Source organism: Plantactinospora alkalitolerans, from assembly GCF_015690345.1.
GTDB classification, from domain to species: Bacteria; Actinomycetota; Actinomycetes; order Mycobacteriales; family Micromonosporaceae; genus Plantactinospora; species Plantactinospora alkalitolerans.
The window spans coordinates 25,174-37,488 of record NZ_JADPUN010000209.1 but is presented as its reverse complement, the minus strand read 5'-3'; the positions used below and the strand labels follow the sequence as shown (position 1 = coordinate 37,488).

General features: G+C 71.2%; 12 protein-coding genes. 8 read left to right on the top strand and 4 right to left on the bottom strand.

Annotated elements, in window-relative coordinates; translation table 11 throughout:
- Nucleotides 1–123 precede the first annotated feature (123 nt).
- The gene (locus I0C86_RS23040; RefSeq protein ID WP_196203363.1) at nucleotides 124–948 is read left to right on the top strand and encodes an RNA methyltransferase; all 825 of its coding nucleotides are present in this window, start codon (nucleotides 124–126) and stop codon (nucleotides 946–948) included.
- 67 nt (nucleotides 949–1,015) lie between these two features.
- On the opposite strand, the gene I0C86_RS23035 is transcribed toward I0C86_RS23040, so the two are convergent.
- The gene (locus tag I0C86_RS23035; RefSeq protein WP_196203358.1) at nucleotides 1,016–3,130 is read right to left on the bottom strand and encodes an MMPL family transporter; all 2,115 of its coding nucleotides are present in this window, start codon (nucleotides 3,128–3,130) and stop codon (nucleotides 1,016–1,018) included.
- A gap of 184 nt (nucleotides 3,131–3,314) precedes the next feature.
- Here I0C86_RS23035 and I0C86_RS23030 point away from each other — a divergent pair, with 184 nt between their 5' ends.
- From I0C86_RS23030 to I0C86_RS23015, 4 genes are all read left to right on the top strand, one after another.
- Nucleotides 3,315–4,625, top strand: coding sequence for a sensor histidine kinase (locus I0C86_RS23030; protein ID WP_196203357.1), 1,311 nt, complete (start codon nucleotides 3,315–3,317; stop codon nucleotides 4,623–4,625).
- On the top strand, nucleotides 4,577–5,221 hold the full coding sequence (locus tag I0C86_RS23025) for a response regulator (RefSeq protein ID WP_196203356.1): 645 nt from the start codon (nucleotides 4,577–4,579) through the stop codon (nucleotides 5,219–5,221). The genes I0C86_RS23030 and I0C86_RS23025 overlap by 49 nt, the downstream gene beginning before the upstream one ends.
- A gap of 242 nt (nucleotides 5,222–5,463) precedes the next feature.
- A complete protein-coding gene (locus I0C86_RS23020; protein WP_196203355.1) occupies nucleotides 5,464–6,669 on the top strand; it encodes a cytochrome P450 in 1,206 nt (401 codons plus the stop codon).
- Nucleotides 6,666–6,893, top strand: a complete 228-nt coding sequence (locus tag I0C86_RS23015) for a ferredoxin (RefSeq protein WP_196203354.1) — start codon at nucleotides 6,666–6,668, stop codon at nucleotides 6,891–6,893. Before I0C86_RS23020 ends, I0C86_RS23015 begins: the two co-directional genes overlap by 4 nt.
- A gap of 59 nt (nucleotides 6,894–6,952) precedes the next feature.
- On the opposite strand, the gene I0C86_RS23010 is transcribed toward I0C86_RS23015, so the two are convergent.
- On the bottom strand, nucleotides 6,953–7,804 hold the full coding sequence (locus I0C86_RS23010; RefSeq protein ID WP_196203353.1) for an alpha/beta fold hydrolase: 852 nt from the start codon (nucleotides 7,802–7,804) through the stop codon (nucleotides 6,953–6,955).
- 229 nt (nucleotides 7,805–8,033) lie between these two features.
- On the opposite strand from I0C86_RS23010, the gene I0C86_RS23005 reads away from it, so the two are divergent.
- The 3 genes from I0C86_RS23005 to I0C86_RS22995 all read left to right on the top strand — a co-directional run bounded on the left by I0C86_RS23005 (nucleotide 8,034) and on the right by I0C86_RS22995 (nucleotide 10,077).
- The gene (locus I0C86_RS23005; protein WP_196203352.1) at nucleotides 8,034–8,801 is read left to right on the top strand and encodes an alpha/beta fold hydrolase; all 768 of its coding nucleotides are present in this window, start codon (nucleotides 8,034–8,036) and stop codon (nucleotides 8,799–8,801) included.
- Nucleotides 8,802–8,889: 88 nt separating this feature from the next.
- Nucleotides 8,890–9,708 (top strand): alpha/beta fold hydrolase, encoded by an 819-nt coding sequence (locus I0C86_RS23000; RefSeq protein ID WP_230394625.1) that lies wholly within the window; start codon nucleotides 8,890–8,892, stop codon nucleotides 9,706–9,708.
- Between the two features lie 192 nt (nucleotides 9,709–9,900).
- The gene (locus I0C86_RS22995; RefSeq protein WP_196203351.1) at nucleotides 9,901–10,077 is read left to right on the top strand and encodes a hypothetical protein; all 177 of its coding nucleotides are present in this window, start codon (nucleotides 9,901–9,903) and stop codon (nucleotides 10,075–10,077) included.
- Here I0C86_RS22995 and I0C86_RS45125 read toward each other — a convergent pair.
- Nucleotides 10,023–11,837 (bottom strand): glycoside hydrolase family 15 protein, encoded by a 1,815-nt coding sequence (locus I0C86_RS45125; protein ID WP_323373795.1) that lies wholly within the window; start codon nucleotides 11,835–11,837, stop codon nucleotides 10,023–10,025. The genes I0C86_RS22995 and I0C86_RS45125 overlap by 55 nt on opposite strands.
- Nucleotides 11,834–12,310: a hypothetical protein gene (locus tag I0C86_RS22985; protein WP_196203350.1), complete on the bottom strand. Its 477-nt coding sequence runs from the start codon at nucleotides 12,308–12,310 to the stop codon at nucleotides 11,834–11,836. Before I0C86_RS22985 ends, I0C86_RS45125 begins: the two co-directional genes overlap by 4 nt.
- Nucleotides 12,311–12,315: the final 5 nt, after the last annotated feature.

Below are 12,315 nucleotides of genomic sequence, written 5' to 3'. Positions count from 1 at the left end.
GTATATCGTCGTCCGGTGACTGCGGACAGCCCCAGCCGCGGCCCGGAACGCCGGTACGGGGCATCCTCCGGACGAGCGGGTACGGCCGACCGCGGCGGCCCGGCCCGGGCGACGACGAAGACCCTGCGGGTCAGCACCCGGAACGCGAATTTCCAGCAGTGGCTGGCCCTGTTGACCAACCGCACCAAACGACAGCGGGCCGGTGAGTTCCTCGTCCAGGGGGTCCGACCGATCACCCTGGCCGTGCAACAGGGTTGGCCGATCCACGCCCTGCTGCACTCCGACGACGCCCCACTGTCCCGGTGGGCGGCGGAACTGCTCGACCAGGTGCCGACCACCCGGGTCGGGATGGCACCCGAACTCCTCGCGGAGCTCGGCGGCAAGGACGACGGGCTGCCCGAGCTGGTCGCCGTCGTCGGGCTGCCGCCGGACCGGCTGGACCGGATCCCGACCGGGCCGGAGACACTGGTGGTCGTCTTCGACCGCCCCACGGCACCGGGCAACATCGGCACCCTGGTCCGCTCGGCCGACGCCTTCGGCGCCGCCGGGGTGATCGTGGTCGGACACGCCGCCGACCCGTACGACCCGAGGGCGGTCCGGGCCAGCACCGGCTCGCTCTTCGCGGTACCCGTGGTCCGGACCGGATCCCACCGGGAGGTCGTCGAGTGGGTCGAGACGCTGCGCGCGCAGGGGTCGCCCGTCCAGATCGTCGGTACCGACGAGAGCGGTGCGGTGGAGATCGCCGAACACGATCTCACCGGGCCGACGCTGTTGCTGATCGGCAACGAGACACACGGGCTGAGCAGCGCGTGGCGCCAGGCATGCGACCGGATGCTCCGGATCCCGATCGTCGGTTCGGCGAGTTCGCTCAACGCCGCGACCGCCGGCACCGTCGCGCTGTACGAGGTGGCCCGGCAGCGTCGTACCCGGCCGTCGCCGCCCGGCTGACCGCCCCGGCGGGTGCGGGGAACGGTCGGCCGAGCGGCGACGGTCGGGTACGAGGACCGCGTCTTCGTCAGCGTGCCGCCCCGGCCGGGGCGAGGGTTGGTGGCACCGGTTCGGTCGTCGTCCGGTCCGGCCTGCCGGGCCACCAGGTGGCGGGGCCGACATGCAGGGCCAGGGCCGGGATCAACAGGCTGCGCACCAGGAACGTGTCGATGAGGACACCGACGGCGATGATGACGCCGGTCTGCACCGACGGCACCAGCGGAAGTACGCCGAGCGCGGCGAACGTGGTCGCGAGCACCACGCCGGCGCTGGTGATCACTCCGCCGGTGACGGTGAGCGCGTGCAGGACACCGCGCCGGTGCCCCAGCACGGCGACCTCCTCCCGGGCCCGCGTCATCAGGAAGATGGTGTAGTCGACCCCGAGGGCGACCAGGAACAGGAACGCCTGCAACGGAATGCCCACCCACAGCCTCGGATGACCCAGCGCGTCGAGGACCAGGCCGGCGGCGCCCAACGCGGCGACGTACGACACCACGACGCTGATCATCAGCAGCAGTGGTGCGACCAGCGCGCGGAGCAACACCACCAGGATGAGGAGGACGACCAGCAGGATCAGCGGCATCACCATCCGGTTGTCCCGATTGGTGACCTCCTCGGTGTCCACTTGGAACGCCGTCTCACCGGCGACCAGGGCGTCGGCGTCGGGCACCGTCGCGAGCGCGTCGCGCAACCGGTCCACGCTCTCCATCGCCGCCCGGGAGCCGGGGTCGTCGGCCAGGACCGCCGGGACCCGTACCCACCGCCCGTCGGCCGAGCGTTCCGGCTCACGGACCTCCGCTATCCCGTCGACCGTGGCCGCCACCCGTACCACCTGGTCGGTGCTGCCGGCGTTGGCCAGGATCTCGGCCGGGGCGATCGTACCGGCCGCCCAGTGGGTCTCGATCATGCGCTGTCCGGTGACCGAGCCGACCTCCTTGGTGAAGAACTCGTCGCCGGGCAGGCCGATGCTGAGGTTGCCGATGCCGAGGGTGAGCGCGCCGAGCGCGACGACGGTGCCGATCCACGTCGTCCGGGGGCGCCGGCCGACGAAGCCGGCCACCCTGGCCCAGCCGCGGTGGTCCTCGGCCACGTCGTGCGCGGCCCGGTCCGCCGAGTACCGCGGCACGAAGGGCCAGAACAGCCACCTGCCGAAGAGTACGAGCACCGCCGGCAGCAGCGTGGTCATCGCGATCAGCGTGGCGACGATCCCGAGCGCGCCGACCGGGCCGAGACCCCGGGTCGCGGGAAGTTGCGCGGCGAGCAGGCACAGCAGCCCGGCCACCACGGTGGCTGCGGAGGCGCAGATCGCGGGGAACGACCGGCGCAGCGCCGACCCCATCGCCTCGTGGCGGTCCCGGTGCCGCCGCAACTCCTCGCGGTACCGGGCAATGATCAACAGTGCGTAGTCCACCCCGACCCCGAAGACCAGCACTGTCAGGATGTTCTGGCTCTGCAGGTCGACGACGAGTCCGCCGTGCTCGGCGAGCAGATAGACCACGGCGCTGGCCACCTGGCTGGCCACCCCGGCAGTGATCAACGGAAGCAACCAGAGCACCGGACTGCGGTAGGTGATCAGCAGCAGCAGCGCGACCGCGCCGATGGTGGCCAGCAGCAGGGTGTGGTCCATTCCGCCGAACGCGTCGAACATGTCGTCGTCGGCCCCGGCCGACCCGGTCAGCGCGGTCCGCAACCCGTCGGGCACCCCGTCCGCCAACTGGTCCTTGACCTCGCCGGCGGCCGCCGACTGTTCGTCGCCGCTCCCGGCGAGGGGAAAGGAGAGCAGCAGCGCCTGGCCGTCCTCGCTGGGGGCCTCGGGCGGTACCACGCCGCCGACGGCGTACCGGGCGAAGACCGCCCGGTCGGTCGCGACCTTCGTCCGGTCCGCGACGGTGAGGCCCGCCTCCCTGGCGTACACGACGACCGCCACCAGACCGTCCGGCTCCGGGAACGCCGCTGCGGCCCGCTCCGCCGCCCGGCTCGTCTCGGCCCCACCGGGCAGAGCGCCCAGGTTGTCGTTGTTCTGCACCTCGGTGAGCCGAAGTGCGAGCGGGCCGGCCAGTGCCGCGATAACGACCCACAGGGCCAGCATCGCGAACTTGGCGCGCCGGCCGGATGGTACTCCGGCCAATCGGTGCCTGGACATGACGCGTTCCTCCCGGAACCTGGTAGGGCTGCTTGGTGACCGACGGGAACTTCCGGCCGTCGACGGCCACGGTCATGCCATCGATCCAAGGGCCTCGCGGCACCGGCGGCAGGGGTGGCACGTCCCCAACAGGGGTGGTCGTAGCACCACAGATCCGGGCCGGCAGATCCACCAGAATGGGCCCATGGACAGCTCGCCCGCGCAATGGCTACGACAGCTACGACCGTGGCTCCGCCGCCGCCTTGTCGACGGCGGCCAGGCGCTGCTGCTGGCCGTGCTCTCGACCAGCGCCAACATCGTGCTGCTGGTGCTGTCGTTACTGGCGCTCGTCTTCACCGTGCTCGGCGTCGGAGTGTTCGCCTTTCCCGCGGTGACACTCGCGGTACGCGATCTCGCCAACCTCAACCGGCGGCTCGCCACGCGGTGGAGCGGGGAGGAGATCCCAGTCCCGTACCGACCGGAACCGGCCGGATCGGGCATCTGGGCCCACTACCGGTGGGTGATCACCGACCCGGCGACCTGGCGGGACCTGCTCTGGCTGCTGGTGTCGATCCCGGTCGGCCTGGTGCTGGGACTGCTCCCGCTCTGCCTGCTGGCCTACGGTCTGGAAGGCCTCATCGGGGTGCCGGTCCTGCTCTGGTCACTCGACATCTGGTACGGGTACGGCGCGACCTGGCCGATCGACAACGTCTTCGAGGCGGTGCTCGCGGTGCCGCAGGGCGGGTTGGTGCTGTTCCTCGGCGGACTCCTGGGCCAGCGCGTCCAGCACCTGCACGCCGGGTTCATCCGGGCGCTGCTGGCCCCGACCCCCAGGGAGACGCTGAACCAGCGGGTGCGACGGCTCACCGAGACCCGCTCCGACGCGATGGACGCCCAGGCCGCCGAGCTGCGCCGGATCGAACGTGACCTGCACGACGGCGCCCAGGCCCGGCTGGTGGCCCTGAGCATGAACATCGGGCTGGCCGAGGCGCTGATGGACCGGGATCCCGAGACGGCCCAGCGGCTGATGGCGGAGGCCCGGGAGGCCAGCGGCGAGGCCCTGGGCGAGCTGCGGGACCTCGTCCGGGGCATTCATCCGCCGGTGCTCGCCGAACGCGGGCTGGACGGCGCGGTGCGGGCCCTCGCCCTGAAACTGCCGCTCAGCATCGAGGTCGACGTCGAGCTGCCTGGGCGGCCGCAGGCCCCGGTCGAGTCGGCGGCCTACTTCGCGGTGGCCGAACTGCTGGCCAACGTCGCCAAGCACAGCCACGCGGAACACGCCTGGGTACGGCTGGGTCACAGCGAGGGACGGCTCGTCGTGGTGGTCGCGGACAGCGGCCTCGGCGGTGCCGACCCGGCGGCCGGAGGTGGCCTGCAGGGTATCGAGCGACGGCTCGCCGCCTTTGATGGCACGATGTCCGTGGCCAGCCCGCCCGGCGGGCCCACGACCGTGACCATGGAGCTGCCGTGCGAGTTGTCATCGCCGAAGACCTCGCCCTACTTCGAGACGGGATAACCCGACTGCTCCAGGCGTTCGACTTCGAGGTCGTCGCGGCCGTCGACAACGGACCGGCGCTGCTGCCGGCGCTGATCGAGCAACGGCCCGACGTGGCGGTGGTCGACGTACGGCTGCCGCCCACCTTCACCGACGAGGGTCTGCAGGCGGCGATCCAGGCCCGCGTCCAGGTTCCCGGACTGCCGATCCTGGTCCTCTCCCAACACGTCGAACAGCTCTACGCCCGCGAGTTGCTGGCCGACCGCCGCGGCGCCATCGGCTACCTGCTCAAGGACCGGGTCTCCAACGTCACCCAGTTCGTCGACGCGGTACGCCGGGTCGCCGCCGGCGGCACCGTGATGGACCCGGAGGTGATCGGTCAACTGCTGGCCAAGAATGCCGGCGTCCAGCCGTTGCACGCCCTCACCGCGCGGGAACGCGAGGTCCTCGGGCTGATGGCGGAGGGCCGCTCGAACGCGGCGATCGCGAGCCGGCTCTTCGTCACCGAGAAGGCGATCAGCAAGCACATCAACGGAATCTTCAGCAAGTTGGGCATGCCACCCTCGGACGACGACAACCGGCGGGTCCTGGCCGTCCTCACCTACCTCAACGCCTGACCGCCCGCCCCGACAGACCCGGATGCCCGGCAGGCGTCGACCGTCGCAGGCTGACCCGGTGACGGTCCGACCGATCATCCACAGTGCCCAATGGTATTGATCAGCATAATTCGCTACCATCCGCCATCAGTGCCTCACTCGGCGCAGATGGTCCGGAGAGGCTGATCGTCATCGGTTGGTGGCGGTCACCGCCGACCGTCGCGTCGGGCGACCATGCCCACCTTCGAACGGAGGGATTCGTGATGACGGACAGCCGGCAGGTGACCGCTCGACCGTACCCGTTCGCCGCTCCCGACCGACTTCACCTGGACCCGCACTACGCGCAGCTGCGCCGGGACCAGCCACTGTCCCGGGTACAGATGCCGTTCGGCGAGGAGGCCTGGCTCGCCACCCGGCACGAGGACGTCCGGGTCGTGCTGGGTGACGCCCGGTTCAGCCGTGCTCTCAGCGTGGGCCGCGACGAGCCCCGGACCACCCCACGGCAGCAGGACCTCGGCATGCTCGCGATGGATCCACCGGACCACACCCGGCTGCGCCGGTTGGTGGCCAAGGCGTTCACCGCCCGCCGGGTCGAGCTGCTCCGCGCCCGTGCCCAGCAGATCGCCGACGAGCTGGTGGACGAGCTGGTGAAGGCCGGTCCCCCGGCGGACCTGGTCGAGCAGTTCGCCACGCCGCTGCCGATCCAGGTCATCTGTGAACTGCTCGGGGTCCCGTTCGCCGACCGGCACAACTTCCACACCTGGTCCGAGGCGATCGTCTCGACCACGTCGCTGAGCGGGGACCAGATCCAGAGCTACCTGGAGAACCTCTGGGGCTACATCGGCGAGCTGGTCGCGGTGCGCCGCCGCGAGCCGATCGACGACCTGCTCGGCGCGATGGTGCGGGCCCGGGACGAGAACGAGGACCGGCTCACCGAGGAGGAGCTGGTGCAACTCGCCGCCGGGCTGCTGGCGGCGGGACACGAGACGACGGTGACCCAGATCCCCAACTTCGTCTACGTGCTGCTGGAGCATCCGGCGGAGCTGGCCCGGCTGCGGGCCGATCCCGGGCTGGTGCCGTCCGCGGTGGAGGAGCTGGTCCGGTACGTACCGCTCGGCGCCGCCTCCGCCTTCCCCCGTTACGCGACGGAGGACATCGAACTCGGTGGCGTCCTCGTCCGGGCCGGCGAGCCGGTGCTGCCGTCGGTCGGGTCGGCGAACCGGGACGGTGAGGTGTTCACCGACCCGGACCGACTCGACCTGGGTCGCGACCCGAACCCTCATGTGGGCTTCGGCCACGGGGCGCACCACTGCATCGGCGCGCAGCTCGCCCGAATGGAGTTGCAGGTCGCGATCCACACCCTGGTCACCCGGCTGCCCGGGTTGCGGCTGGCGGTTCCGGAACCGGAGCTGACCTGGAAGAGCGGACTGCTCGTACGCGGCCTGGCCGCGCTACCGGTGACCTGGTGAGCGCCAACTGGCGGGTCAGCGTCGATCCGCACCGCTGCATCGGAGCGGGCATCTGCGCCGGTACCGCGCCGCAGCACTTCCAACTCGTCGAAGGGCTCTCGACGCCGCTGGCCGAGACGGTCCCGCCGGCCGACCCGGTGATCGACGCCGCGGAGTCCTGCCCGGTGGAGGCGATCACGGTGCACGACTCCAGCGACCAACGACTCATCGCACCCGAGCCGTGAGCCGAGCCGTACCCGGGCCGGCGGAGCGGTCCTGACCTGACCGCCGGCCGGGCCGGCGGTCAGGTCAGCGCGTCGACCGGGGTCTTGATGAACTCGAGCAGCGCCTGGTTGACCTCGTCGGCGTGCGTCCACGGAATGCCGTGCGGGGCGCCCTTCAGGGTCCGTAGTTGGCTACTCGGCATCGCCGCGTGCATCCGCTGCCCGGTCACCGGGTACGGCAGGACCCGGTCCTCGTCGCCCTGGATGATCAGTGCCGGTACGTCGATTCGGGGCAGGTCCGACCGGAAGTCGGTGAGCCAGGCGGGGATGCAGGCCACGGTGCCGGTCGGCGACGCGTTGACCGCAACGTTCCAGCCGAGCCGGACGACCTCCTCGCTGACCCGCTTACCGAGGTTCTCGTCGGTGTTGTAGAAGTCGTTCATGAACGACGTCAGGTACGCGGGCCGGTCCGCCATCGCGCTCTTCATGAAGCCGTCGAAGAGACTCTGGTCCACGCCCTCCGGGTTGTCCTCGGTCTTGAGCAGGTACGGCGGAATCGGTGAGATGAAGATCGCCCGACTCACCCGGGCGGACCCGTAGTTGGCGATGTACCGGGTCACCTCGCCGGTGCCCATCGAGTGTCCGACCAGCACGATGTCGGTGAGGTCCAGCTCGTTGATCAGGATGCTGAGGTCGGCGGCGAAGGTGTCGTAGTCGTAGCCCACCGCCGGCTGGCTGGAGGTGCCGAACCCCCGCCGGTCGTAGGTGATCGTCCGGTAGCCCTCGTTCAGTAGGGCCGCGACCTGCTTTTCCCAGGCTGCGGCGCTGAGCGGGAAGCCGTGGATGAGCACGACCGGCTGCCCGGTGCCATGATCCTCGTAGTGCAGATCGATGGGCGCGGAGTTCTCCACGCCGACAGTCAGATAGGGCACCCGACCCTCCTCTTCCCCGTGTGCTCGCCCGGAAGGACGATGTCGCCTCGACCGGCGGCATGCTGTGACGGAAGCCCCTCCCGCCGCGCCGGCAATTGCGCAAAAAAGTGGCATTTGCCCGCCTGGCTCAGCGTATCGACTCGGTCCAGACCCAGCGGAGGGATGCGGATATTCTCGGCGCCGATATTCGGTGGTCAGGGCGGTTCCGGACCGCCTATGGTGGCGTCCGATGACACTTGCACATGATGACGAAGGTGACGGCCCCGCCGTCCTGCTGCTGCACTCCTCGGTCTGCGACCGGCGGATGTGGGACCCACAGTGGTCCGCCCTGCGGAACGCCGGATACCGGGTACTGCGCTGCGACTTCCGTGGCTACGGCCAGACCCCGATGGCCGACCGCCCGTACACCGACGCCGAGGACGTACGCGACCTGCTGGACACACTCCGGATCGACCAGGTGGCACTGGTCGCCGCCTCCTACGGCGGGAAGGTCGGGCTCGAGGTGGCCGCCAGGTGGCCGGACCGGGTGAGCACGCTGGCGCTGCTCTGCGCCGGGATGCCCGGACACCAGCCCAGCGCGGAGCTTCGATCCTTCGGCGCAAGCGAGGACGTGCTACTGGAGGCCGACGACATCGCCGGCGCCGTCGAACTCAACGTGAAGACCTGGCTGGGCCCGGAGGCCGACGACGCGGTCCGGGACCGGGTCCGCCAGATGCAGCGGCACGCCTTCGAGGTCCAGCTCGCCGCCACCGAGGAGTTTCCGGCACCCGAGCGCGACGAGGTCGACCTCGGAAAGATCTCCGCGCCGTGCCTCGCCGTCTCCGGCCGGTACGATCTCCCGGACTTCCGGCAGATCGCCGCCCGGCTGCCCGAACTGCTGCCCAACGCCCGGCACCTCGAACTTCCCTGGGCCGGTCACCTGCCCAGCCTGGAACGGCCCGCCGAGGTCACCGCCCTGCTCACCGAGTTCCTGGCCGAAACCGCGCCGCCCCGCTGACCGGACCGGAACGGTCCTCCGGAAACTCGACCTCGACCTCGAGCGCTACCGCTCGCCGGATCGGCCCGTCAACCTCGGACTGGAGACCATGAATCTTCAGGACCGGGATCATCCGCCGGGCCGGCGAGCAGCGGACCACGATCGTGGCGGAGCGAAGGCCACTCCGCTGGTCGTACTGGTGCACAGCCCGTCGGTCGGGCCGGCCACCTGGCAACCGGTCGCGGCCGAACTGCGGGCCCGGGGTCGGGACGTGCTCGTTCCGTCGCTGCTCGACGTCGGCGTCGGACAGCCGCCGTACTGGCCCCGGGTGGTGTACGCCGTCCGGGACGCGCTGTCGGCGACCGCGCCGGACCGACCGGTGGTGCTGGTGGTGCACAGCAATGCCGGGTTGTTCGTGCCGGCGATCCGCACCGGGCTGGTGCAGCCGGTCTTCGGATCGGTTTTCGTCGATGCCGCCTTGCCAGCCCGCACCGGGGCAACTCCGGTGGTTCCGGAGCAACATCTGAGACTGCTTCGGGGCATGGCCGATCCGGCAGGCCGGCTGCCCCGCTGGACCGACTGGTTCGACGAGGCCGACGTCGCGCCGATGTTCTCCGACCCGGTGATCCGGCACCTGATCGTCGGGGAACAGCCCCGGCTGCCGCTGGCCTACTACGAACAGGCGGTGCCGGTGGCACCGGGCTGGGACGACCATCCCTGCGGTTACCTGGCGTTCGGGCCGCCGTACGACCGGCTCGCCGACGAGGCCGCCGAACGTGGCTGGCCGGTGTTGACCGTCCCCGGCCGTCACCTGCACCAGACCGTCGACCCCGTTGCGGTCAGCACCGCGATCCTTTCGCTCCTCGAGGTCCATCCGGGTCCCTCGCGCTCGACGGCTACACGCCGGGACGCAGCGACATCGACCTGATCGCCGTGGTGGAACGCGCCGGCCCTGCGGTACTGGAAAGGGTCGACACCCCGCTGTCCCACGTTCGCGGCCCAACGGCGGTGGTACCCGAAGCGGTCGGCGGAGTGGGCGATCGGGGTCCTGCCGGAGTTCGGCCGGCTGATCGGCGCGGCGCTGCACAGCTACGCCCGAGGGCGGACGGCCGGCAACAGCATGGACGGCGAGGAGGTACGGGCCTTCCTCGCCTTCCTCGCCTTCCTCGCCTTCCTCCTCGGCCGGCTCGATCAGCACCGGCCCGCCGCCGGGCCCACGGTCGGTCGCCGAGGCGGACAGACCTACCCGGACGGGGCCGACCGGATCGCGAGCGCGGCCTGGACCAGCGTCGCATGAGTCAGGGTCTGCGGATAGTTGCCGAGGTGGGCGCCGGTGACCGGATCCATCTCCTCGGCGTAGAGGCCGAGCGGGCTGGCCCGGTCCAGGAGTGCCTGGAACAGCTCGACCGCCTCGGCCCGCCGTCCCGTGCTGGCGAGGGCCTGAACGAGCCAGAACGAGCAGGGCAGAAAGGCGCCTTCGGAGCCGGGTAACCCGTCGTGTCCGGGTGGGTAGCGGTAGAGCAGCGGACCGCCCGCGCCGAGTTCGGTGCGGATCGCGTCGATGGTGCCGGCGACACGGGGCGAGCCGGCGTCTTCGATGCCGAGTAGTGGCAGTACCAGCAGCGCCGCGTCGAGTTCCGCCGAGCCGTAGTTGCGGACATAACTGGACCGTTCGGGATCGAAGCCGTTCGTACGGACGTCGACGGCGATCGCCTGCCGGGCAGCCTGCCAGCGTCGTTGCTGCCGGCCCGAGAGCGGATGCGTCTTCGCTATCCCCAGAGCCCGGTCGAGGGCGAGCCAACCCATCAGCTTGGAGTGCACCTGGTGGCTGGACTGTCGCAGCTCCCAGATGCCGGCGTCGGGTTCCCGCCATCGACGGATGACCACGTCGGCGAAGCCCCGCACCGCCCGCCAGGTCTCCGCGTCGAGACGGTGTCCGGCCTGCACGTACACCCAGACGGCGTCGACGACCCAGCCGTAGCCGTCGAGCTGGTGCTGGTTGGCGGCGTCGTTGCCGATCCGTACCGGCGTGCTGCCGGCGTAGCCGGTCCAGCCGTCGAGCTGCCGCTCCGCCGGCACGCGCAGACCGTTGAGGGTGAACAGCGCCGGCAGGCGGGGCCGCTGCAACCGACTGGCACGCAGCAGCCAGGCGAGGAAACCGCGTGCCTGGTCGGGCTTGCCGACGCCGAGGAACGCGGCGACCCCGATGCTGGCGTCGCGGGGCCAGACGTAGCGGTAGTCCCAGTTCCGGCCGCCGCCGAGCTGCTCCGGCAGCGAACTGGTGGGCGCCGCGACCGGGGCCTGGGACGGCGAGTACGTCAACAGCCGCAGGGTGAGCAGGCTCCGCGTCACGGCGTCCCGGAAGGGCAGTTCCGGGTCCACCTCGGCGATCCAGGTGCGCCAGTGTGCCTCGTCGGCGCACAGGAGTTCCCAGGCCGCGTCCGGTTCGACCTCGATCAGTGGTTCGCGGTGGGCCGTGGCCAGCACGAGGGTGAGCGGTCGGTCCGGGGAGACGGTGACCCGGGTTGGCTGTCCAGGGACGAGGGTCGATCCGGGAGCGCAGGCCAGCGACACCGCGACGGCTCCCCACTCGCAGACGAGCAGGGACCGGCGGTGGCGTACCCGGGGTGCCCGGTGGCCGGGCCCGAGTCGGGGATCGAAGTCGACGACGGCCTCGATCGGGCCTCCTTCGGCCGTCAGCCGCCGCACGAGCAGGGTCGACGGCAGCAGCCGCCCGACGACCTCGGCGACCATCCCTTCGGTGAGGGTGAGCCGCCGATCGCCGACCACCCAGGTCGTCCGCAGCGTGGCGGTGTGCTGCCGGTACCGCCGTTCGACGACCTCGGCCGGTCCGGCCGGACCGATCCGGTACGTGCCCGCCTCCGGTCCGCCGACGAGCCGACCGAACAGGGACGCGCCGTCGAACCGGGGTACGCACATCCAGTCGATCGCGCCGGTGCTGGAGACCAGGGCGGCGGTGCGGGTGTCCCCCAGCAGCCCGTAGTCCGCGATCGGTGCCGGCGGCGCGCCGGGCTCGGGGGCCGGGACCTGGCTCACCGGGCCTGCAGGAGCAGTCCGAGGACGGTCCCGTAGAGGATGTGTACGGCCACCGTGACCGCGGGAGTCTGTACACCGTAGTTGAGGGCGAGCAGGCCCGGTGGTTCGAGCACCGCCGTGCTGGACGGACCGGCCCGCGCCGAAGCCATCCGTGGGTGTACGCCCGGAAGCAGAGGCAGCAGCACCGTCAGCGCGATGCCGACGTGCAGTACCCCGAGCAGCGCCCCGAGCCACCAGGTGGCGCGGCCCAGCAGGGCGAACACCGCGGTGTAGCCGAGCGCGAACCCCTGACCCGTCAGGAGGTGGATTCCGAACCCGGCCACCCGGGCCCGGTCGGGGTCCCCGGTGACCATGGTGCCGAGGATCAGCGGCAGGTCGACGCGGGTCAACCCGGCGAGTTGCGCCGTGATCATCGCTGCGGTGAGCGTGGCCGTGGCCACCACGCCGAACAGCGCCCAACCGGCCCAGTCCATCTCAG